This is a genomic window from Georgenia sp. Z1491 (genome assembly GCF_049856175.1).
GTDB lineage: Bacteria > Actinomycetota > Actinomycetes > Actinomycetales > Actinomycetaceae > JB111.
This window is the reverse complement of record NZ_JBNDNA010000001.1, coordinates 468,586-490,995: the sequence shown is the minus strand read 5'-3', so window position 1 is coordinate 490,995 and position 22,410 is coordinate 468,586. Positions and strand designations below refer to the sequence as shown.

Below are 22,410 nucleotides of genomic sequence, written 5' to 3'. Positions count from 1 at the left end.
AGCGACGACATGACCCCGCAGCCCCGATCACCGCGCCCCGCGCGGTACGGCCGCTACGCCGGCGGTCCCGACCCGCTAGCGCCGCCGATCGACCTCGGGGCCGCGCTCGACGAGATCGCCGACGACGTCATGTCCGGCTACAGCCCCGACCAGGCCCTCCGCGAGCTCCTGCGGCGCGGCAGCCGCGGCGCCCAGGGCCTCGACGACCTCGCCGGCCGGGTCCAGCAGCGCCGCCGCGACCTGCTCGGCCGGCACCGGCTCGACGGCACGCTGCAGGAGGTCAGGGCCCTGCTCGACTCGGCCGTGCTCGCCGAGCGCGGCCAGCTCGCGCGCGACGTCGCCATGGACGATACCGACCGCACGTTCCGCGAGATGGTCATCCAGAACCTCCCGGGGTCGACGGCCGCAGCGGTCAGCGAGCTCGCCACCTACGACTGGGCGTCCGACGAGGCGCGCCAGACGTACGACCAGATCAAGGACCTGCTCGGCCGCGAGGTGCTCGAGCAGCGGTTCGCCGGCATGAAGCAGGCGCTCGAGGGCGCCACCGAGGAGGATCGGCGGGCCGTCGCCGAGATGCTCTCCGACCTCGGCGACCTGCTCGAGAAGCACGCCCGCGGCGAGGACACCGCTGGAGACTTCGAGGACTTCATGGCGAAGCACGGCGACCAGTTCCCGGAGAACCCCCGCGACGTCGACGAGCTCATCGACACGCTCGCGAAGCGCTCCGCCGCAGCACGCCGGATGCTCAGCTCGATGACGCCGGAGCAGCGCGAGGAGCTCATGCAGCTCTCCCAGCAGGCGTTCGGCTCGCCGCAGCTGATGGAGCAGCTCGCCCGCGTCGACGCCGGTCTCCGGGCCCTGCGACCCGGCGAGGACTGGACCGGCTCCGAGCAGTTCGAGGGCGAGGAGGGCCTGGGACTCGGCGACGGCACCGGAGCGCTGCAGGAGCTCGCCGACCTCGACCGCCTCGCCGAGCAGATCGACCAGGCGTCGTCGGGGTCCCCGCTCTCGGACCTCGACCTCGAGGCGCTGGGCCGCCACCTCGGCGACGACGCCGCCGTCTCCGCCCGCACCCTCGCCGAGCTCGAGCGCGCGCTGCGGGACTCCGACTACCTGCACCGCGGCTCCGACGGCGACCTGCGGCTGTCCCCGCGCGCGATGCGGCGGCTCGGCCGGTCGCTGCTCAAGGACGCGGCGGGTCGGCTGTCGGGGCGCAGCGGATCGCGGGACACCCGGCAGGCGGGAGCGGCAGGCGAGCAGACCGGGTCGAGCCGGGCCTGGGCCTTCGGCGACACGGAGCCGTGGGACGTCACGCGCTCGCTGACGAATGCCATCCTGCGCACCGCACGCGAGGGCGGCGACCCGCGCCGGGGGCTGCGGCTGGACGTCGCCGACGTCGAGATCGCCGAGACCGAGGCGCGGACGCAGGCGGCGGTGGCTCTCCTCGTCGACACGTCGTTCTCCATGGCCGCCGAGGGGCGGTGGCTACCGATGAAGCGGACCGCACTCGCCCTGCACCAGCTGCTGTCCACGCGCTTCCGCGGCGACCGGCTCGAGCTCGTCCAGTTCGGCAGGTACGCCCAGCGGGTCGACCTCGCCGAGCTCACCGCCCTGCCGCCGTTCCGTGAGCAGGGCACGAACCTCCACCACGGGCTCATGCTCGCGACCCGGTTCTTCCGGCAGCACCCCACGATGCAGCCCGTGCTGCTCGTCGTCACCGACGGCGAGCCCACCGCCCACCTCGAGCCCGGCGGCGAGTCGTGGTTCGACTACCCGCCGGCGCCGCAGACGCTGCGGCTCACCGTCGCCGAGCTCGACCGCGCGGCGCGGCTCGGCGCCGAGACCACGTTCTTCCGGCTCGGCGACGACCCCGGCCTCGCCCGGTTCCTCGACGCGATGGCACGCCGGGCGCGCGGCCGCGTGGTGGCGCCGGACCTCGACGACCTCGGCGCGGCCGTCGTCGGGGAGTACGTGCAGGCTCGCTCCCCCTGGGACCTCTGACCCCCTCCGCCCAGAGTGCGGTCGGGGCTCGTCGAGAGTGCGGTCGGTGGGTTGCCCACGGCACCCTCGGTGGCTCCCCACCGCACTCTCGGGGCTCCCCACCGCACCCTCGGTGACCAGGGGGCTAGGTGGTCCGCACCTCCAGGGAGTCGGCACCCTCGGTGCGGTCGACGACGACGTGCGCGCCGTCCGCAGCTTCGCCCCCGAGCAGCAGCCGGGCGAGCCGGTCGCCGATCTCGCGCTGGACGAGACGACGCAGCGGCCGCGCCCCGTAGGCCGGGTCGAAGCCCTCGAACGCGAGCCACTCGCGCGCCGCGCCGGTGACCTCGAGCGTGATGCGCCGCGGGGCGAGCCGTTCCGCGAACCGCTGGATCTGCAGGTCGACGATGTGGCCCAGCTCGTCGAGGCCGAGCGCGTCGAACATGACGACGTCGTCGAGCCGGTTGAGGAACTCCGGCTTGAACGACGCCCGCACGATCTCCATCACCTTCTCCCGGCGCTCGCTCTCGGCCACCGACCCGTCGACGAGGAACTGCGAGCCCAGGTTCGAGGTGAGCACGAGGATGACGTTGCGGAAGTCCACCGTGCGGCCCTGCCCGTCGGTGAGCCGACCGTCGTCGAGCACCTGCAGGAGGATGTCGAAGACCTCCGGGTGCGCCTTCTCGACCTCGTCGAGGAGCACCACCGTGTACGGCCGACGCCGGACCGCCTCGGTCAGCTGGCCACCCTCCTCGTATCCGACGTACCCGGGCGGGGCCCCGACCAGGCGGGACACAGAGTGCTTCTCCGAGTACTCGGACATGTCGATGCGGACCATGGCCCGCTCGTCGTCGAACAGGAAGTCCGCCAGGGACTTCGCGAGCTCCGTCTTGCCGACCCCGGTGGGACCGAGGAACAGGAACGAGCCCGTCGGCCGGTCCGGGTCCGCGATGCCGGCCCGGGAGCGCCGCACGGCGTCCGAGACCGCGCGCACGGCCGCGGTCTGCCCGATGAGGCGCCGACCGATCTCGTCCTCCATCGTCAGGAGCTTCTCCGACTCGCCCTGGAGCAGTCGTCCGACCGGGATCCCGGTCCACGCGCCGACGACCTCGGCGATCTCCTCGGCGGAGACCTTGTCGGCGATCATCGGGTCGGAGCCGGCGGCGTCGGCGGACTCGGCCTCCTCGCTCGCGACGGCGGCGTCCAGCTCCTGCTGGAGCGCGGGGATCTCGCCGTAGCGCAGCCGGCCGGCGTCCTCGTAGCGAGACTCCCGTTCGGCGAGCTCGGCCTTCGTGGTGAGCTCGTCGAGGCGGGCGCGCAGGTCACCGACCCGGTTGTGCCCGGCCTTCTCGTTCTCCCAGCGTGCGGTCAGGCCGTCGAGCTCCTCGCGCCGGTCGGCGAGCTCGGCCCGCAGGGCGTCCAGCCGCTCGGCGGTGGCGGCGTCGTCGTCGTCGAGGTTCTCCGCGAGGTAGGCCTCCTCCATGCCGAGCCGGTCCACCTGCCGACGCAGCACGTCGACCTCCTCCGGGGAGGAGTCGAGCTCCATGCGCAGGCGGGAGGCGGCCTCGTCGACGAGGTCGATGGCCTTGTCCGGCAGGCGGCGGCCGGTGATGTAGCGGTCGGAGAGGGTGGCCGCGGCGACGAGCGCGCCGTCGGAGATCGTCACCTGGTGGTGCGCCTCGTACTTCGGGGCGATGCCGCGCAGGATCGTCACGGTGTCCTCGACGCTGGGCTCGCCGACGAGGACCTGTTGGAAGCGGCGCTCGAGGGCGGGGTCCTTCTCGATGTGCTCGCGGTACTCGTCGAGCGTGGTGGCGCCGACGAGGCGCAGCTCCCCGCGGGCGAGCATCGGCTTGAGCATGTTGGCGGCGTCCATCGAGGATTCGCCGCCCGCGCCCGCCCCGACCACGGTGTGCAGCTCGTCGATGAACGTGACGACCTCGCCGTCGGAGTCCGCGATCTCCTGAAGGACCGCCTTGAGCCGCTCCTCGAACTCGCCGCGGTACTTCGCGCCCGCGACCATGCCCGCCATGTCGAGCGCGACGAGGGTCTTGCCGCGCAGGGACTCGGGGACGTCGCCGTCGACGATGCGCTGGGCGAGGCCCTCGACGACGGCGGTCTTGCCGACGCCCGGCTCACCGATGAGGACCGGGTTGTTCTTCGTGCGCCGGGACAGCACCTGGACGACGCGGCGGATCTCGGCGTCGCGCCCGACGACGGGGTCGAGCTTGCCCTCCCGCGCGGCCGCCGTGAGGTCATGGCCGTACTTCTCCAGCGCGTCGAACGTGTTCTCGGGGTCGGCGCTGGTGACGGGGCGGTTGCCGCGCACGGACGGTACGGCGGCGCGCAGGGCGTCCGGGGTGGCGCCCGCGTGCCGGAGGATCTCGTCCGTGCCGGGCGCCGCGGCCAGGCCGAGCAGGAGGTGCTCGGTGGAGACGTACTCGTCACCGAGCGCGCCGGCCTCCTCGGTGGCGCCGGCGATGACGGTGAGGAACGCGCGCGAGGTCTGCGGCTGCGCGACGGATCCGCCGGAGGCGCCGGGCAGGGCGGCGATCGCCGCGTCCGTGCGACGGGCGAGGTCGGCGCGGTCCGCCCCGACGGCGTCGAGCAGCGCGATCGCGATGCCCTCGCCCTGGTCGAGGAGCGCCCGGAGCAGGTGGCTGGGCTCGATCTGCGGATTGCCGGCCGTCGTGGCGCGCTGGAGCGCGGAGGCGACGGCCTCCTGCGAGCGGGTGGTGAGCTTGGTGTCCATCGGTCCCCAATCGGTGAGTTCGGTCCTGTGTGTGAAACGAACGCAAAGTTGAGTCTATTCCGCTCAAGGTTGGGGCGCCACCGTTTCGGGTGGGGACCGAGGCGCCCGTTCCCCGCGTCGAACGGGCTCAACATGGCAGGTTCCGCACGCTCTGGGCGCCATGTCGAGCCCACTCGACGATCTGACGCTCGTCCGGCACCCCACCTCCGCCGCTCCGCCGTCGCACCGCATCGATGTCCCGCGACATGTGCACAACCCGCTCCTCGCAGCTTTGTCCACAGCGCGACGACGGCACCCGGTCCCGTTCTCGCGAGCCGGGAGATCGTCCTCTCGTGCTGCGCTCAGCGATCTATCGACCTCGACCGTTCCCCGCCGTCGTCCTCGGGCACTGGCGGACCGCCCGCGGCAACGCGTTCAGGGCAACGGTCCCGGCGGGCTGCGAGGTCGTCCGGCTGCGCGACGGCGCCGTCGCCATCGTTGCCGACGACCTCGACAGGTTCGAGCGGGCCGAGCAGGTCCACCTCGGGACCGCTCTCGCCGTGAGCCGACGCACCCGGGTCCGGCACGCGCTCAGCGGCGTCACCGCAGCGCTCGCCCACGGGCTGCGCGTGTGGAAGCTGCCCGGACGGCCGGTCCTGACGTCCCCGCAGAAGGTCAGCTCCGCCCGCACGACCGACTACCGCAGGCAGACGCGCGCCCTCCCGCTCGAGGACGTCGTCCGTATCGACGGCGTACCGTGCACCTCGCTGGAGCGCACCGCCGTCGACTGTGCGCGTGACCTCGATCCGCTGGACGCGCTCGTCGTCGTCGACCATGTGCTCGCGCTGCTCAGCCACGCCGACACCTACCAGCGCGTGCGGACCGAGCGGGAGGCTGCCGACGTCCGACGCCGCCTCCTCGCACGCATCGACGCCCTGCCGCGCGGCGCACGTGGAGCGCGACGTGCCCGCGTGGTGGTCGAGTGGGCGAGTCCCTGGGCCCAGTCCGCGCCGGAGACGTTCCTGCGCTGGTCGCTGCTGGTGTGGGGGCGCCGCGACGCAGTGGCCCAGTGCCGGGTCGAGGCCGAGGGCAACACCTACTTCACGGACCTCGCGCTGCCCGACGGTCGTCGTCCCGACGGGACGCAACGCTGGCTGCACATCGAGTACGACGGCGAGCTGAAGTACCACGTCGCCGACGCCGGGCAGACCGCAGCCGGACTCATCGCCGAGCGCAACCGCGAGCGCGCGATCCTCGCCCTGGGCGACGACATGGCCCGGTTCGACCGGCGAGGAGCACGCAGTCCGGCGCAGGTCGCCCGCGTCGTGGCAGCGAAGGTGCGCCACACATCGGGTCAGCGGCTGCACCCCGTGCGTGAGCTGCTGGCGAACTAGTGCCCGCCTCGTCGACTGGGCTCAACGTGGCGCCCGGAGCGGCCGGATCCTGCCAGGTCGAGCCCATTCGATGACTCCACGGAGCCACAAGGAAGGCGGCTGCGCAGAGACACCCGTTCAGCCATGAACCGCACGGCCGTGCGGAAAGGTCGCTCCGTGCCGGGTCTATTATCCGCTCGTGACCACACAATCGACAGTTCCAGGCCCGACGGCAGACCCGTTGGCCGCCTTCCGCCGGTTCCCCACCGGCATCACCGTCTTCCTCGGCCTGTTCGTCGTGGGCGGACTGTTCCTGGCGTACCGCCACCTCGGCGCCGACGCCGTCGCCATGTGCGGAGACGACCCGATGGCTCCCGGCGACGAGTGCCAGATGACGTCGCGCAGGCGCCGCCGGATCTCCTCGAGCACGTCGATCCAGTCCTACGAGGAGCGGCTGACGGCCTCCGCCCGGGCCCACGAGTCCTGGGTGTGGGTGGGCGTCGCCGTCGCCGTCATCGCCGCGATCCTGATCGCGCTCGTCGTCATCCGGTGGCGCCGCGACACCGCCCTCGCCCGCACGCTGGACGGCGGGCAGGAGCCGCTGGCCACCTACTCCGCGACGACCGGCACGGGTGTCGGCCTCGGCTTCCTCGGCGCGGCCGCGGTCGCCGGCATCGCCCTTGCGATGGGCGTGCGCATGGGCGGCGTGTCCGGCGAGAGCTGGATCGGCCTCGCCATCGTCGGCGTCGGTGTCGTCGTGGCGCTGCTCATCGTGTGGGCGGCCCGGCCGAAAGGCAGCACGCTCGTGAGGGCCTACGACTCGGGCGTCCGCGTCGTCACGCAGAGCAGGGCGCAGGAGGTCCCGTGGGCGGACCTGCAGTACTTCGTCGACCTCGAGTCGACGACGTTCATGCAGCTCGGCTGGGTGGGCTTCAAGCGCCAGCTCATGATCGACGACAAGGAGTTCTTCGCGACGATGCGGGCCCGGATCAACAGCGCCGCTCGCGCACGCGTGCAGGAGAGTGCCGGAACAGCTGCGCCGGTGGACTTCGGCAAGGTGACGCTCGCCGGTCGCACCGTGGTCGTCGGAAAGAAGGAGCTGGACGCCGGTTCCCTGGCCGCGATCACCCCGGTGAAGGGCAAGGACGGCCTCGAGCTTCACGTCCGGGACCGGTCGGGCGGTACGCCCGCGACGGTCCGACCCGTGGAGATCGCCAACTCGGACGTGCTCTTCGGCGTCCTGTCGGAGCACTTCGGCGTCGTCGTGCCCGGTCGCTGACCGACGCCACCGGACCGCGCGCCCCGGCCCGTTCCCGACGGGCCGGGGTCTCGCCGGGCGGGCGGCCGTCCGGGGACGCGACGGCCTCGCTCAGCGCCGCCGCGACGACACGACCGGCGAAGCGTCGGCCTCGCTCAGCGCCGCCGCGACGACACGACCGGCGAAGCCTCGGCTCCGTCTAGTCGGCCTGCTTGACGAGCCGCCACCGCGCGATCAGCGCGTAGACGACGGCCCAGACGATGAGCATGGCCAGCCCGAGGAACCAGATGCCCGGCTCCTGGGACCACAGCGGGTCGTCCTGGTAAGGGTGCCAGTCGGTGATGCCGACCGACGACATCGCCATGCTGAACCCCCAGCGCGCCGGCATGAACCAGGCGAGCTGCTCGAACACCGGCTGACCGGCGACGTCGATGACGCCGCCCGAGAGCACGAGCTGGAGCATGACGGCGACGACCAGCAGCGGCATGATCTGCTCGGAGTTCGACGCGATCGCGGACAGCATGAGGCCCATGACCATGCAGGTGAACGCCAGCACCACGGCGGCCACGACGATCTCCGCGCTCCCGGCCGGCAGGAGCGCCGAGTTCGTCGGCGGGTCATGGAGCATGAGCGTGACCACCGAGGCCACGACACCCTGGTAGACGGCGAACGCGCCGAGGACGACGACCTTGGCGGTGAGGTAGGCGTCCGGTCGCAGTCCGACCGCGGACTCCCGCCGGTAGATGTGCCGCTCGCCGACGAGATCTCGGACCGAGACCGCGAGGCCGGCGAAGGCGAGCCCGACCATGAGCACGGTGAGGATCTGCATCGACTCGCCGGTGATGTCCTCGCCGGGGTCGGGCTGCCGCAGGCCCAGCTCACCTCCCACGGCGACGGTGAGCAGCGCGAACAGCACCGGGAGGACGAGCAGGAAGAACAGGTACTTGCCGTCCGCCGCCATGAGGTTGACCTGACGCCGTGCGAGCGTGGAGACCTGCTTGCCCATCGACTGCTTGCTGCGGCGCTCGAGCTGCTGCGGGCGGGCCACGTTGACGCGGCGCACGTGCGGCCGGGCCGACGCCCCCTCGAACATCTGCTTGGACCGGGTCGGGTCCTCCTTGATGAAGGCGTAGATCTGCGCGTAGGTCAGGTCGTCGGGGTCCTTCACCTCGCGGCCGAGGTAGCGCATCGCCTTGGCGAAGTAGGGCTTGACCTCGTGCGGCGCCCCGTAGAAGGCCGTCTTGCCCCCGGGGGCAAGGATGAGGATCTTGTCGCACTGGGCGAGGTTGACCTCGTTGTGCGTGATGACGACGACCGTGCGGCCGCGCACCCCGCGCGAGTCGTCGCCGTGGGCGATCTCCGCGAGCAGGTGCATGACCTCGGCGTCGAGCGAGGGGTCCAGGCCCGACGTCGGCTCGTCGAGGAAGAGCAGGTCCGGCTGGGTGAGCATCTCCAGTGCGACGGACACGCGCTTGCGCTGGCCGCCGGAGAGCCGGTCGATGCGGGTCGAGGAGTGCTCGGTGAGGCCCAGTTGGCTCATCACGCGATCGACGGCCTGCTCCCGGTCGCGCCGCTGCACGGACTCGTCGAACCGCAGCTCGGCGCCGTAGTCGAGGGCGCGTCGGACGGTGAGGGTGCGGTGCACGACGTCGTCCTGCGGGACCACGCCCATGCGGTTGCGCATGGTGGCCTCGTGCTCGTAGACGTCGAGGCCGGAGAACCGGACGATGCCCTCGTCGGCGGTCGGCCGCCCCACGAGCGATCGCAACAGCGTGGACTTGCCGGCGCCCGACGGGCCGATGACGGCGAGCAGCGAACGGCCGGGCAGGGAGAACGTGACGTCGTCGAGGATGGTCTTCTTCGACGGGTCCGGCGCGCCCTGGTCCTTGAGCCGCTTCTTCTCCTCCGACGACGCGTCCACCCGCACCGTGAGGTCCTCGGCCTCGAGGCTGCCCTCGCCGCCGGAGATGTCGATCGGGACGAGCCCGCCGGGCACGAGCTGCAGGAACGAGCCCCCGACGCCGAGGATCCCGCCCATCTGCAGCATGCCCTGGGTGACGCGCGCGCCGTTGACGAACGTGCCGTTGAGCGAGCCGCGGTCGATCACCCGGAAGCCGCCCTGGGTGGGCACGAGGTCGACGTGCCGGCCCGAGACGAGCGGGTCGTCGAGCGTGATGTCGGCGCTGCGTGCGCGACCGATCGTCAGCGTGCCCGGCGGTCGGCCCGACCCTGCCGACGCGGGCGAACCGCCGGCGGGGCTGCCGGACGGGGCCGGAGCCAGGGGCGCACCCACGTGGAGCTCCTGGGTCGAGGGCCGGCGAGCGCCGGGGGCGTCCGGGCCACTCGCGCCGCTGAACGGCTCCGCGTTCTGCGGGGCGGGGGCGGCCGGACGCGACGGGCCCGACGTCGGCGCACCGGTCGCCGGTCCGGCCGGCGGCCTACCGGCGGGGGCACCGCCCGGGCTTCCCGGGGCCGGGGTGGAGCGAGGGTTCGCGGGGGTCGGGACCGACGATGCACCGACGGGGCCAGCGCTCGCCGCCGACGCGGCCGACGGCCCCGCGGAGTGCGCCGACGCCGCGGACGGACCGGCGGAGTGGGCCGACGCCGCGGACGGACCGGCAGAGTGGGCCGACGCCGCCGACGGACCGGCGGAGTGGGCCGACGCCGCGGACGGACCGGCACCCTGACCGCCCGGACCGGCTGCACCGGTCGGGGCGCCGACGGGCCGGATCCGTAGCGCGGGCCCCTGGGCGGGGTGTCCGAGGTGCACGACGACGCCCTGCCCGATCGCGATCGGCGCGGTGAGCTGCCGTCCGTCGACGAACGCCGCACCCCCGACGACGCGCATCATCCAGCCGTTCGGGGTCTCGGCGATCTCGAGGTTCTGGGGAGCCACCGCGGGGTGGCCGATGATGAGGTCGGCCGGCGGGGCGCTGCCGACCAGCGCGCGTCCGCCCGGGGGCCGCGTGGCGGTCCCCATCGGGGAGGCGATCTCGATGCCCGTCCGCATGCAGTGGTTCCTCTCGAAAAGCGTGGGTCGTACGACCGCCGGGCGCCGTCCTGCCGGGCGCGCCCCCCGGCATGCTAGTGCGCGCCGGACCCCGACGACGGGTGAGAGGTGCCCGGACCGGGTCGCGTTCGCCACCACGCCGGGCGGCACGCATCCGGGACGGCGATCACCGCGGGTCGACGCGCTCCCACGCCGGCGCCACGTGCGGCCACGGGTCGGCCTCCTCGAGCGCGGCGGCGAGGCCGAGCAGGAGTGCCTCCGAACCGACCTTCCCCCCGAGGTGGACGCCGAAGGGGAGCTCGGGCCCGTCGTCGTCGACCCGTGCCCGGTGGAGCGGCAGCGAGATGGCGGCCGCGCCGGTGATGTTCCACGTGGACGTCCAGGGGGTGAACGCGCGCTGGTCGAGGAAGTCCTGCCACGGGTCGGCGTCGTCGCGCATCGAGCCCACCGGGGCGGGCGGCCCCGACAGGGTGGGGCTGAGGATCACGTCGACTCCCGCCCATACCTGCGCGGTGCGTCGGGTGAGCAGGTGCATCGAGGTGATCGCGCTCGCGTACTCGACGCCGGTCACCTCCTTCCCGCGCTCGCGGAGGAGACGGGTGAGCGGCACGAGCAGCTCCTCCTGCGCCGGATCGAGCGGTGCGGCAGCGGCGCCCGTCGCCCAGACGGGCTGGAACGCCTCCCAGTCCTCGACGGCGAACGGCACGCCGACCTCCACCGTCTCGTGGCCCATTCCCTCGAGCAGGGTGACCGCACGGTCGACGGCGGCGAGCGCCTCGGGGTGGACGTCGGTCCCGATCGAGATGGGCTCGCGCAGGACCCCGACCCGGAGCCGTGCGGGCGGGGTGTCGCAGGCGGCGAGGAACGTGCCGAGCTGCTCGGGTGCCCGGTAGATGTCGCCCGCTCGGGGGACGGCGAGGACGTCGAGGAGAGCGGCGGTGTCGCGCACGGTGCGGGTGAGGACACCGTTGCGGCCCAGTCCGGGACCGTCCGTCTGGTACGGGCCCGGCGAGACACGGCCGCGGGTGGGCAGGAGACCGACCAGACCGCAGGCGGAGGCGGGGATGCGGATCGATCCACCGCCGTCGGAGCCCTGCGCGGCGGGGACGAGGCCGGCCGCCACGGCGGCACCCGCACCCCCGGAGGACCCGCCGGCCGACCGGTCGAGGTCCCACGGCGTGCGGGCGGTCGGCCCGACGTCCGGCTCGGTGTAGGGGGGCATGCCGAACTCGGGGGTCGTGGTCTTGCCGACCATCGTCGTCCCCGCGTCGGCCAGCAGCGACACGATGCCGTCGTCGAGCTGCGCGACGTTGTCCGCGAACGCGGCGGACCCCATGCGCATGGGCAGCCCGGCGACCTGGTTGAGGTCCTTGATCGGCACGGGCACGCCGAGGAACGGCGGCAGGTCGCGGTGGTCGGGGGCACCGCCGGGGCCGGACGACGCCTCGGCGAGCGTGGCCTCGGCGGCCCGCGCGTCGTCCAGCGCCCGGTCCGCGGCCACGTGGATGAAGGCGCCGACATGTTGGTCGAGCGACTCGATCCGACGCAGCGTGTGGTCGGCGACCTCGGTCGGCGACACCTGCCCGGACCGGATCGCGGCAGCCAGGTCGAGGGCGGGGAGCTCGTGGATCTGGGCCATGGCCCGAGACTACGGGGCCTCGTCGGACGCCCGAGCGGGGCCGAGCGGACGCCCGAGCGCGCCTGAGCGGGCGCCCGACGGTGCAGCGTCGTTCTTCTCCCTTGACCCGCAACCGGGGTTATGCGCAAGGATGGACCGCGGCCGTGCCATCCGGGCGGTTGACCCGACGGAAGGAGATCACATTGGGAATCTTCGACAAGGCCAAGGACGCACTCTCCAGCGACAAGGGTGAGGAGTACTCGGACAAGGGTCTCGACGCTGCTGGCAACGCCGCGGACAACGTCTCCGGCGGGAAGCACAGCGACAAGATCGACGGCGTGCGTGACAACCTCGACGGCCGCATCGGCAACGAGGGCGCCGGCGACACGTCGCAGGCCTGATCCACTCACTCTCGGGGAGCTAGCCCCCGACGCTCGACGGCCGGTCCCCCAGTCTGGGGGCCGGCCGTCGCTGTGCGCGCCCGGCGCGCCTCGACGACGCCGACGACGAAGAACCGCGCTCGGCGGCCGTGTGACCTGCATGACGACGTGGTGGAATGTGCGCATGACTTCGACGGCTCCTGCTCAGTCCGACGACGACCCCTACGAGTGGCTCGAGGAGGTCGAGGGCGAGGAGGCCCTCGCCTGGGTCGAGGAGCGCAACGCCGAGGTCACCGACGAGATCGCCTCGGCGCCGCGGTTCGAGGAGATCCGCTCCCAGATCCTCGAGGTGCTCGACTCGACGGAGAAGATCCCCGGCGTCGTGCAGCGCGGGGAGCACCTCTACAACTTCTGGATCGACGCGGAGCACCCCCGCGGCCTGTGGCGCCGGACCACGTGGGAGTCCTACCGGACGCGCGAGCCGGAGTGGGACGTCCTCATCGACGTCGACGCCCTCGCTGAGGCCGAGGGCGAGCAGTGGGTCTGGCACGGGGCGACCGTGCGCCGCCCGGAGTGGGACGTGGCGCTGGTCGCGCTGTCCCGCGGCGGGTCCGACGCCGACGTCGTGCGCGAGTTCGACCTGACCACGCGCGAGTTCGTCGAGGACGGCTTCCGGCTCGAGGAGTCCAAGGGGTTCGCCCGGTGGGGCGACGCGAGCGGCGACGTCCTGCTCGTCGGCCGCGACTTCGGCGAGGGGACCCTGACCGAGTCCGGGTACCCGCGCACGGTGCGCCGCTGGGAGCGTGGCACAGCGCTCGCCGACGCCCCGGAGGTGTACGCGGGCGAGGAGTCCGACGTCGTCGTCGGGGCCTCCTACGACGCCACGCCCGGGTTCGAGCGCACGTTCTTCAGCCGGGCGGTGGGCTTCTTCGACGAGGAGGTCTACCTCGAGCGGGAGGACGGCGAGAAGGTCCGCATCGACGTCCCCACCACCGCGTCCGTCGACGTGCACCGCGAGTGGCTGACGATCCTGCTGCGCGAGACCGGCAAGCTGCGCGGCACGATGTACCGCGCCGGCACGCTGCTCGGCGTCGACCTCGAGGAGTTCCTCGCCGGCGAGGGCACCGTGACGACCCTGTTCGTCCCCACCCCGACCACCGCGCTCGCGAGCTACTCGTGGACGCGCCACCACCTCGTGCTCAACATCCTCGAGGACGTGACGAACCGCCTCGAGATGCGCACCCCGCCGCCGACCTCGGACGGCGAGTGGCGCGAACGTCCCCTCGCCCTGTCGGCGTCCGGGTCTCCCCGGCTGGCGGTCTCGCGGATGGCGGCGCTGGCGGTGTCCGCTGTGGACGAGCTCGAGTCGGACGACGTGTGGCTGACGACGAACGACTTCCTCCAGCCGAGCTCGCTGGGCCTCGTGCGCCTCACGGGCGCCGGGCAGACGAAGGCCGTCGAGCCGCTGAAGATGATGCCGCAGTTCTTCGACGACGAGGGCCTCGTCGTCGAGCAGTTCTTCGCCACGTCCGACGACGGCACGCAGGTCCCGTACTTCCAGATCGGGAAGAAGGGGGTCGGCACCGCGGAGTGGCGCCGCGAGGGCGGCAGGCCGCTGCCGACGCTGCTGTACGGCTACGGCGGCTTCGAGATCTCCCTGCTCCCCCTGTACTCCGGCACCGTGGGTCGGGCGTGGCTCGAGCGGGGCGGCGTGTACGTCGTGGCCAACATCCGCGGCGGCGGCGAGTACGGGCCGAGGTGGCACCGCACCGCGCTCACGCACCGGCGGCACCGGGCCTACCAGGACTTCGCCGCCGTCGCGGACGACCTCGTGGGCCGTCAGGTCACCGACCCCGCCCACCTCGGCATCCAGGGCGGGTCGAACGGCGGGCTGCTCATGGGCGTCATGCTCACGCTCTACCCGGAGAAGTTCGGCGCGATCGTCGCGCAGGTCCCGCTGCTGGACATGCGGCGGTTCTCGCGCCTGCTCGCGGGGGCGTCGTGGGTGGCGGAGTACGGCGACCCGGACGACCCGGCGCAGTGGAGCTTCATGAAGACGTTCTCGCCGTACCACCTGTTCGACGACGAGAAGGACTACCCGCCGCTCCTGCTGACGACCTCCACGCGGGACGACCGGGTCCACCCCGGGCACGCCCGGAAGATGGCCGCCCGGATGCTCGAGGCCGGCAAGGACGTGCGCTCCTACGAGAACATCGAGGGCGGCCACGGCGGGGCCGCGACGAACGCGCAGCGCGCCCACCTGAACGCGCTCGCGTACGAGTTCCTCTGGCAGCAGCTCGGCGACGCCTGACCCCGCCCGTCGAGAGTGCGGTGCGTCCACCCCACCGCACTCTCGACGGCGAGTGCGTCAGGGGCCGGTGTTCCAGCGCTCGCGGCGCGCGCGGATCCAGCCGAACAGGCCGATGATCCCGATCGCGAACCCGGCGCCGAGCCCCAGGAGCCCGACCAGGAGCGGCCCGCCGAGCACCGACCAGCCGCCGAGCGACGGCGAGCGGGTGATCCCCAGCTCGGCCCCGCCGGCGTCGCAGTCCACGTCGTACTGACCGTCCGATCCGGCGGCGAAGCTGCCGAGCGTGACCTCGTGACTGCCGGCGCCGGCCTGGAAGACCTCCTCGAGCTCGATGTCGAGCGAGGAGCCGTCGGGGCCCGTGACGACGCACTGCCCCTCGGTCCCCCGCTCGCCGACGATGAGGTAGGTGCTCTCGCCGGCGAGGTCGTGCCGTCCGGCGCCCAGCGGCTCGGCCGAGTCGACCGCCTCGCGCACAATGCCGGTGGCCGCGCCCGTCCCGGCGGCCAGGGCGAACGCGGGGACCAGGGAGCCGACGAGCACGCCGACGACCATCCACAGCACGGACGCGCGGGTGGTGCGTGGGCGGATGCGACGGCGTCGGGGACCGGCGGTGTCGTCGGTGCCGTCGGGCACCGGCTGCTCGTCGGTCGTCGACGGTTCGTCGGGCGTGGCTGTCACCCGCACAGTGTGCCAAGCGTTGCGGCCCGCCGAGTCCGAGGGTCCGCGGGAGAAGGGTCGAGCGCCCCCATCGGGACCCCGGACCTCACCCGAGCACTGCGCGAGGCGGGCACGGGCGAAGGGGCGGGCCGCCCCGCGCGGTCAGCCTGCGACGTCGTGCAGGTGGTGCCGGATGTCGTGCAGGAGGTACTGGGCGAGCGTGCGCACGGTGAACGCGGCGCCGTCCGAGCGGTAGCCGGGGCGCTCCCAGGCGGCCTCGGGGACGGCGCCGAAGACGATGCCGGTCTCCTCCGCCCGCTCGGCGAAGGTCCGCGCCACCTCCGCGGGCTCGCGCGACCCGTAGTCGCCCTCGACCGCCGCGCGGTCCTGGTCCCAGTCGGGGAACGTCGGACCGTCGCCGGACCGGATGAGCGCGAGGCGGGTGGACATGACCTCGAGCACGTCGGCCGAGTGCGCGCCGTACTCCAGGGGCGACCACGTGGAGTCGTCCGGCCGGTCGGCGACGCCGTCGCGCCGCAGCACGTCGGCCCAGCGGCTCGCGGCGGCGGACAGCTCGCGGGCGACGTCGTCGGGCGCGAGGGTCGACGCCTCGGTACCGCACTCCGCGCAGCGCTCCCGCAGGACCCAGGTCCAGTCCTTGGTCTCCGGCTCGATCACGGCGATCCTCCCTCTCGTGGCGCGGTCACCGGCCACGCTACGCCGCCCACCCCGACGAGGTCAGGGGAAGCTGACGAGGACACGGGATATAGACCCTGCTCTCGCCGACTTCCCCTGATCTCGCGCCGACGAGGGGCGAGGCGCGGCACCTCGCGGCGTCAGCGCGTGCGGCGGTGGCCCTGCCACAGGACGAGCGCGCCGGTCTCCCGGCGCTCGCCCCGCACCCGGCGGCCGCGCGGTCCTGCCACGACGACGCCGGTCGAGCTCGCGGTGAACACCCTGCTGCCCGGCTCGACCCGCGCGCGCAACGCCTCGAGCTCGGCCGTCACCCGGTCGAGCTCGTCGCGCAGCCTGAGCACCTGCTCGATCCCGGCGAGGTTCACGCCCTTCTCCTGGGACAGGCGCTGCACCTCGCGCAGCCGGGAGACGTCGCGCAGCGAGTAGCGGCGCCCGCGTCCGGCGGTGCGGTGCGGGGCCACCAGGCCCAGCCGGTCGTACTGCCGGAGCGTCTGCGGGTGCATGCCGGCGAGCTCGGCGGCGACCGAGATCGTGAGCACCGCGGTGTCGGGACCGATCTGGTCCTCGGCGCGCACCCGGCCCCGGGCGCGACCGCGCCCCGCCCGGCCCGGGCTCATCGTCTCGCCTGCTCGAAGAGCTGGTCCCGCGGGCTCACGTCGCCGTTGGCGGCGGCGAAGTCCTCGACGGCCTTTCGTGCCGCCGCGCTGAGCCGCGAGGGCACGACGACGTTGACGGTCACCAGGAGGTCGCCGGGAACGCCCTTGGCACGCTTCACGCCGTGCTTGCGCACGCGCAGGGTCCTGCCCGACGGCGTACCGGCCGGCACCTTGAGGCGCACGCTCTCGCCGTCGAGCGTGGGGATCTCCACGGTCGCCCCGAGCGCGGCCTCGTCGAACGTCACCGGCACGGTGAGGCGCAGGTTCGCGCCGTCGAGGGTGAAGACCGGATGGGGTGTGACCTCGACGGTGATGATGAGGTCGCCTGCCGGTGCACCGCCGCTGCCGGGGCGTCCCTTGCCGGGGATCTTGATCTTCTGACCGTCGCGCACGCCGGGCGGGATGCGGGTGGTCACCGCGCGGCCGTCGACGGTGAGCTCCACGGTCGAGCCGTCGACGGCCTGCCGGAACGGCAGCGTGGTCGTGGCGAGCACGTCCTGGCCGCGCTGGGCGCGGCGCCTCGACCCGAAGCCCGACGGCGCGGCCGAGCCGAACATCGAGCTGAGGATGTCGTCGAACCCGGGCGCGTCCTGCGCCGAGGCGTAGCCCTGCCCGCGGCCCCCGGCTCCGAAGCCGGAGGAGAAGACGTCCTCGAAGCCCGACGCGCCGGCGCCGCCGGCCGGTCCGCCCGAGAAGCGCGGCCGGCCCCCGGCCATGGCCCGCAGCGCGTCGTACTCGCTGCGCTCCTTGGGGTCCGAGAGCACCGCGTAGGCCTCGCCGACCTTCTTGAAGGTCTCCTCGGCCTTGGCGTCACCTGGGTTCTGGTCGGGGTGGTGCGTCCGGGCGAGCTTGCGGTACGCCTTCTTGATCGTGTCCGCGTCGGCGTCCTTGCTCACGCCGAGCACCTGGTAGAAGTCCTTCTCCAGCCAGTCCTGTCCCGCCATCACTCACCACCTCCCTCGGCTGCGTCTTGTCGATCTCGCGGGCCGGGCGTGCGCCGCACGCCCGGCGTCCTGCATGTGCTGCGTGCCCGTGGGCGCCGCCCGGCGGCGCCCACGGGCATCGTCACCCGGCTCACGCGGGAGAGTGCACCGCCACGCGGGCGGCCCGGACGACCTTGTCGCCGATCCGGTAGCCCGGCTGGAGGACCTGGTCGATCGTGGGGACCTCGACCTCCGCGCTCTCGGAGCTCATGAGCGCCTCGTGCACGTTCGGGTCGAACTCCTCGCCCACGGCGCCGAAGCGCTCGAGGGAGAACCTCTGCTGGAGCGTCTGCTCGAGCTTGTCGGCGATCGAGGCGAACGGGCCGCTCAGGTCGTCGTGGCTGCGGGCCAGCGCGATGTCGTCGAGGACGCCGAACAGCGACTCCACGACCGACTCGACGCCGGCCTGCCGGTGACCGGCGGCCTCCGTGCGGGAGCGACGCACGAACGCCGCGTACTCCTGCTCGACGTTGTAGACGTCGGCCTTGCGCCGCGCCAGCTGGTCCTGCAGGTCCAGCACCTCCGCCTGCGCGACGGCGAGAGGGTCCTCCTCCGCCGCGACCTGGTCACCCTCCGGCCCGCCGGACGGCGCACCAGCAGGCGCACCGGCCGGCACGTCGGACGCCCCACCGGCTGGGCCACCGCCCGCGGCCGCACCCTCACCCGCGGGGCCGCCCGCGCCGGGCGCACCGGCACCGGGCGCCGCCGCGGCGTCGTCGGGAACCGCCTGACCCTGCGGTCCGCCCGCGGCCGGGCCGCCCGCCGGCGGGCGCACCCGTCCGGTCTCGGGGTCGAGGCGACGGCGGTCGTTGACCACCGGCTCCTCCCTCGGTCGGTCGGGCTGCTCGGTCACTTGCGGTCCTCCTCGTCGTCGACGATCTCGGCGTCGACGACGTCCTCGTCGGCGCCGGCGTCCGAGGCCTGCTCGCCCCCGGCGTCACCGAAGTCCGGCTGCTCCTGCGCGCCGACGTTCTCGTCGGCCTGCGCGGCGTAGAGCGCCTCGCCGATCTTCATCGCCTTGGTGTTGAGGTCGTCCTGCGCCGTCTTGATGGCCTCGACGTCCTCGCCCTCGAGCGCCTTCTTCAGGGCGTCGACGGACTCCTGGATCTCGCCCCGGACGTCCTCGGGCAGCTTGTCGGCGTTGTCGGTGAGCTGCTTCTCCACCGAGTACACCTGCTGCTCGGCCGTGTTGCGGGCGTCCGCCTCCTCACGACGCTTGGCGTCCTCGGCGGCGTGCGCCTCGGCCTCCTTGACCATGCGGTCGATCTCGTCCTTGGGCAGCGCCGAGCCGCCGGTGATCGTCATCGACTGCTCGGTGCCGGTGCCCTTGTCCGTGGCGGACACGTGGACGATGCCGTTGGCGTCGATGTCGAAGGCGACCTCGACCTGCGGCATGCCGCGCGGCGCCGGTGCGATGCCGGTGAGCTCGAACGTGCCGAGCGGCTTGTTGTCCCTCGCGAACTCGCGCTCGCCCTGGAAGACCTGGATGAGCACCGACGGCTGGTTGTCCTCGGCCGTGGAGAAGACCTCGGAGCGCTTGGTCGGGATGGCCGTGTTGCGCTCGATGAGCTTCGTCATCACGCCGCCCTTGGTCTCGATGCCCAGGGAGAGCGGGGTGACGTCGATGAGCAGGACGTCCTTGCGGTCGCCCTTGATGACGCCGGCCTGCAGGGCGGCGCCGACGGCGACGACCTCGTCCGGGTTGACGCCCTTGTTGGGCTCGCGGCCGCCGGTCAGGCCCTTGACGGCCTCGGTGACGGCCGGCATGCGGGTCGAGCCGCCGACGAGGACGACGTGGTCGATCTCGGAGAGCTGGATGCCGGCGTCGCGGATGACGTTCTCGAACGGCGCCTTGGTGCGGTCGAGGAGGTCCTTGGTCATGTCCTCGAACTTCGCGCGCGTGAGCTGCTCGTCGAGGTGGATCGGGCCCTCGGGCGTCATCGACAGGTACTGCAGGGAGATGTTCGTCGACGTCGCCGAGGAGAGCTCCTTCTTGGCCTGCTCGGCCGCGTCCTTGAGCCGCTGGAGCGCGATCTTGTCCTTGGACAGGTCGGGACCGCCGCGGCCCTTGACCGTGTCGACGAGCCAGCTGACGACCCGCTGGTCCCAGTCGTCGCCGCCGAGGCGGTTGTCCCCGGAGGTCGCGCGGACCTGGATCGTGGAGAACTCGTCCTCGTCCTTGCCGACCTCGAGCAGGGAGACGTCGAACGTGCCGCCACCCAGGTCGAACACGAGGATGAGCTCGTCCTCCTTGCCCTTCTCCAGGCCGTAGGCGAGCGCCGCCGCGGTGGGCTCGTTGACGATGCGCAGGACGTTGAGGCCGGCGATCTGGCCGGCGTCCTTCGTGGCCTGCCGCTCGGCGTCGTTGAAGTACGCGGGCACGGTGACGACGGCGTCGGTGACGGGCTCGCCGAGGTAGGACTCGGCGTCCTTCTTCAGCTTGCCCAGGATGCGCGCGGAGATCTCGGGCGCGGTGTAGGACTTGTCCTCGATGTCCACCGACCAGTCGGTGCCCATGTGGCGCTTGACGGAGGAGATCGTGCGGTCGACGTTGGTGACGGCCTGACGCTTGGCGATCTCGCCGACGAGGACCTCGCCGGACTTGCTGAACGCGACGACGGACGGCGTGGTGCGCTGGCCCTCCGCGTTCGCGATGACCGTCGGCTCGCCGCCCTCGAGGACGGAGACGACGGAGTTCGTGGTGCCGAGGTCGATCCCGACTGCTCGTGCCATGTGTGGTGCTCCCTAGTGGTTGCGCCGGCTGCGTGACCTGGTTGGCCGCGGCTTCCGACTGGTCTTGAGTCGTATGCACTCAACTCTGCACCCGCGCCGGTTCCGTTGTCCAGCCGACCGGGCGTGAAGCTGAGTCTGCCTGGCTCAACCTTGGAGGTGGGGTGGGTATTCCCGGGCGCGCAGAAGGCCCGGCCCGTAGCCTCTCGCCCTGTGCCACCACGCCGTCCACGTCCTCCCGCGGCGCAACCGCGCTTCGCCCGCCCGCTGCCGCCCGAGCAGTTCTCGCGCTGGTACGGCGGCTGGGACCCGCTCGACCCCACCACCGTCGGCGCCTTCATGCGGGGCTTCGACCGGCCGTGGTGGATCGTGGGCGGTTGGAGCATCGAGGTCGTTACCGGCGTCGCGCGCCCGCACGAGGACTTGGACGTCTCGATCCTGTCGAGCGACGCCGGGGCCTTCCGCCGCTTCCTCGGCGACCGGTGGACGCCGTGGAACGTCGACGAGGGGTGGCTGCGCCCCTTCGACGGGCGCTTCGGCGAGCTGCGGCCCGACAGCCAGCTGTGGGTGCGACGTGACGCGCGCTCGCCGTGGATCCTCGACGTGCCGTTCACCCCGGAGACCGGCGGCCGCTGGACCAACAAGCGCCTCGCCTCCCACACCGAGGACCTCGACGACGTCACGTGGGTCGCGCCCGACGGGCTGCGCTACGCACGGCCCGAGGTGACCCTCATGTTCAAGGCCGCCCAGGCTCGGGAGAAGGACCGGCAGGACGCCCGGGCCGCGCTTCCGCTGCTCGACGCCCGGGCGCGCCGGTGGCTGCGCGACGTCGTCGCGCGCCTGGACGCCGACCACGCCTGGCTCGACACCCTCTGAGCATCCGCGCCTCCGCCGCGCCGGGACGGGCGACAATCTCCCCGACGACGACGAACGGCGCCGAGCGGTGCCCCTCCGTCGTCGACGACGTGCACGAACGGCGGCGGGCCGGTCCGGCCGCACCACGACGACCACGGTGGCGGGCCGGCCCAGCCACTACGACGACCAGGGAGGCAGTGTGCAGCACGTGCTCTCGGCGACGGTGCCGGTCTTCCTCGTCGTCGCGCTCGGCTACGTCCTCACGCGGTCCGGCATGTTCCGGCGCGAGGACGCTGCGGTCCTGTCGCGGTTCGTCGTCAAGGTGGCGCTGCCTCTCCTCATCTTCGCCAACATCGCCGGCCGCTCCCCCGGCGAGGTCTTCCACGCCGTGTACCTGCTCACCTACGCGATCGCCGCGCTGGTGATGTTCGGCCTCGCTGCCGCCTACGCCCGCGCGCGGGGCAGGTCGAGGCTGCGGGCGATCTTCATGGGCACCGGCATGGCGGGGACGGCCAACGGGTTCATCGGGTTCCCGATCTTCCTCATCCTGTTCGCGGAGCGGGCGGGGGCCGCCGTCGGGATGGGCATGATCGTCGACAACGTACTCATCATCCCGCTCACGCTGCTGCTGGCCGAGCAGGCGACGGGCACGGGCACCGTCCGCGACCGGCTCGTCGCGACCCTGCGCGGTGTCGTCCTGCACCCGATGGTCATCGCGATCGTCGCCGCGCTCGCACTGAGCACGGCCGGCATCGACCTGCCGACGACGCTCGACCGCGGCGTCGACCTCCTCGCGGGCGCGTCGACGGGGGTGGCGCTGTTCGCCGTCGGCGGGATGTTCGTCGGTCTGCGCGTGCGCGGGGCGGTGGGGGACATCGCCACCACGGTCGTCGGGAAGCTGGCCGTGATGCCGGCGATCGCCGTCGGACTGATCCTCCTGCTCGACGCCGCCGGGCTGCCCCCGCTGCCGGCCGAGCTGCGGGCGGCAGCGGTGCTGATGTGCGCGCTGCCGACGTACTCGGTGCTGCCCGCGCTCGGCGAGGGGTACGGGGAGTCCGACGTCCCGACCGCGTCGATGATGCTCCAGACGGCGTGCTCGTTCCTCACGCTCTCGGGGTGGATGCTCGGCCTGCGCGCGATGGGTTGGCTGTAACGGGGCAGCGCCGACCGCA

16 protein-coding genes are annotated in these 22,410 nt (G+C 73.0%); 7 read left to right on the top strand and 9 right to left on the bottom strand.

Annotation, left to right across the window (positions count from 1 at the left end; all coding sequences use genetic code 11):
• Positions 1–9 precede the first annotated feature (9 nt).
• A complete protein-coding gene (locus ACPYO4_RS02265; protein WP_425707580.1) occupies positions 10–2,001 on the top strand; it encodes a vWA domain-containing protein in 1,992 nt (663 codons plus the stop codon).
• 124 nt (positions 2,002–2,125) lie between these two features.
• Here the strand turns inward: ACPYO4_RS02265 and clpB are convergent, their stop codons facing one another.
• On the bottom strand, positions 2,126–4,732 hold the full coding sequence (clpB, locus tag ACPYO4_RS02260; protein WP_425707579.1) for an ATP-dependent chaperone ClpB: 2,607 nt from the start codon (positions 4,730–4,732) through the stop codon (positions 2,126–2,128).
• A 332-nt stretch (positions 4,733–5,064) separates the two neighbouring features.
• On the opposite strand from clpB, the gene ACPYO4_RS02255 reads away from it, so the two are divergent.
• Complete coding sequence (locus ACPYO4_RS02255) at positions 5,065–6,105, top strand: hypothetical protein (RefSeq protein WP_425707578.1); 1,041 nt, start codon at positions 5,065–5,067, stop codon at positions 6,103–6,105.
• Positions 6,106–6,283: 178 nt separating this feature from the next.
• Positions 6,284–7,363, top strand: coding sequence for a hypothetical protein (locus tag ACPYO4_RS02250; RefSeq protein ID WP_425707577.1), 1,080 nt, complete (start codon positions 6,284–6,286; stop codon positions 7,361–7,363).
• A 178-nt stretch (positions 7,364–7,541) separates the two neighbouring features.
• Here the strand turns inward: ACPYO4_RS02250 and ACPYO4_RS02245 are convergent, their stop codons facing one another.
• Together ACPYO4_RS02245 and ACPYO4_RS02240 are read right to left on the bottom strand one after the other, a co-directional pair.
• Positions 7,542–10,352, bottom strand: a complete 2,811-nt coding sequence (locus ACPYO4_RS02245) for an ATP-binding cassette domain-containing protein (protein ID WP_425707576.1) — start codon at positions 10,350–10,352, stop codon at positions 7,542–7,544.
• A 166-nt stretch (positions 10,353–10,518) separates the two neighbouring features.
• Positions 10,519–11,991, bottom strand: a complete 1,473-nt coding sequence (locus tag ACPYO4_RS02240; RefSeq protein WP_425707575.1) for an amidase — start codon at positions 11,989–11,991, stop codon at positions 10,519–10,521.
• Positions 11,992–12,173: 182 nt separating this feature from the next.
• Here ACPYO4_RS02240 and ACPYO4_RS02235 point away from each other — a divergent pair, with 182 nt between their 5' ends.
• Positions 12,174–12,371 (top strand): antitoxin, encoded by a 198-nt coding sequence (locus ACPYO4_RS02235; RefSeq protein WP_425707574.1) that lies wholly within the window; start codon positions 12,174–12,176, stop codon positions 12,369–12,371.
• Positions 12,372–12,534: 163 nt separating this feature from the next.
• Positions 12,535–14,661 carry a prolyl oligopeptidase family serine peptidase gene (locus ACPYO4_RS02230; RefSeq protein ID WP_425707573.1) on the top strand — a complete coding sequence of 709 codons (2,127 nt, stop codon included), beginning with the start codon at positions 12,535–12,537 and terminating at the stop codon, positions 14,659–14,661.
• Between the two features lie 57 nt (positions 14,662–14,718).
• Here ACPYO4_RS02230 and ACPYO4_RS02225 read toward each other — a convergent pair whose 3' ends face one another.
• The 6 genes from ACPYO4_RS02225 to dnaK form a co-directional block, all read right to left on the bottom strand.
• Complete coding sequence (locus tag ACPYO4_RS02225) at positions 14,719–15,339, bottom strand: hypothetical protein (protein WP_425707572.1); 621 nt, start codon at positions 15,337–15,339, stop codon at positions 14,719–14,721.
• A gap of 141 nt (positions 15,340–15,480) precedes the next feature.
• The gene (locus ACPYO4_RS02220) at positions 15,481–15,996 is read right to left on the bottom strand and encodes a DinB family protein (RefSeq protein ID WP_425707571.1); all 516 of its coding nucleotides are present in this window, start codon (positions 15,994–15,996) and stop codon (positions 15,481–15,483) included.
• Positions 15,997–16,154: 158 nt separating this feature from the next.
• Positions 16,155–16,631, bottom strand: a complete 477-nt coding sequence (locus tag ACPYO4_RS02215) for a heat shock protein transcriptional repressor HspR (protein ID WP_425707570.1) — start codon at positions 16,629–16,631, stop codon at positions 16,155–16,157.
• Complete coding sequence (locus ACPYO4_RS02210) at positions 16,628–17,614, bottom strand: DnaJ C-terminal domain-containing protein (protein WP_425707569.1); 987 nt, start codon at positions 17,612–17,614, stop codon at positions 16,628–16,630. Before ACPYO4_RS02210 ends, ACPYO4_RS02215 begins: the two co-directional genes overlap by 4 nt.
• A gap of 130 nt (positions 17,615–17,744) precedes the next feature.
• A complete protein-coding gene (locus ACPYO4_RS02205) occupies positions 17,745–18,506 on the bottom strand; it encodes a nucleotide exchange factor GrpE (protein ID WP_425707568.1) in 762 nt (253 codons plus the stop codon).
• Positions 18,503–20,386 (bottom strand): molecular chaperone DnaK, encoded by a 1,884-nt coding sequence (dnaK, locus tag ACPYO4_RS02200; RefSeq protein ID WP_425707567.1) that lies wholly within the window; start codon positions 20,384–20,386, stop codon positions 18,503–18,505. The genes ACPYO4_RS02205 and dnaK overlap by 4 nt, the downstream gene beginning before the upstream one ends.
• Before the next feature lie 210 nt (positions 20,387–20,596).
• Between dnaK and ACPYO4_RS02195 the strand changes: the two genes are divergently transcribed.
• The gene (locus tag ACPYO4_RS02195) at positions 20,597–21,259 is read left to right on the top strand and encodes a nucleotidyltransferase domain-containing protein (protein WP_425707566.1); all 663 of its coding nucleotides are present in this window, start codon (positions 20,597–20,599) and stop codon (positions 21,257–21,259) included.
• Positions 21,260–21,437: 178 nt separating this feature from the next.
• The gene (locus tag ACPYO4_RS02190) at positions 21,438–22,391 is read left to right on the top strand and encodes an AEC family transporter (protein WP_425707565.1); all 954 of its coding nucleotides are present in this window, start codon (positions 21,438–21,440) and stop codon (positions 22,389–22,391) included.
• Positions 22,392–22,410 lie beyond the last annotated feature (19 nt).

Excerpts from the sequence above, each read along its gene's own strand:
- ACPYO4_RS02210 (WP_425707569.1), bottom strand. The coding sequence starts at position 17,614 with ATGGCGGGACAGGACTGGCTGGAGAAGGACTTCTACCAGGTGCTCGGC.
- ACPYO4_RS02230 (WP_425707573.1), top strand. The coding sequence starts at position 12,535 with ATGACTTCGACGGCTCCTGCTCAGTCCGACGACGACCCCTACGAGTGG.
- ACPYO4_RS02245 (WP_425707576.1), bottom strand. The coding sequence starts at position 10,352 with ATGCGGACGGGCATCGAGATCGCCTCCCCGATGGGGACCGCCACGCGG.
- ACPYO4_RS02240 (WP_425707575.1), bottom strand. The coding sequence starts at position 11,991 with ATGGCCCAGATCCACGAGCTCCCCGCCCTCGACCTGGCTGCCGCGATC.
- ACPYO4_RS02215 (WP_425707570.1), bottom strand. The coding sequence starts at position 16,631 with ATGAGCCCGGGCCGGGCGGGGCGCGGTCGCGCCCGGGGCCGGGTGCGC.
- dnaK (WP_425707567.1), bottom strand. The coding sequence starts at position 20,386 with ATGGCACGAGCAGTCGGGATCGACCTCGGCACCACGAACTCCGTCGTC.
- ACPYO4_RS02265 (WP_425707580.1), top strand. The coding sequence starts at position 10 with ATGACCCCGCAGCCCCGATCACCGCGCCCCGCGCGGTACGGCCGCTAC.
- clpB (WP_425707579.1), bottom strand. The coding sequence starts at position 4,732 with ATGGACACCAAGCTCACCACCCGCTCGCAGGAGGCCGTCGCCTCCGCG.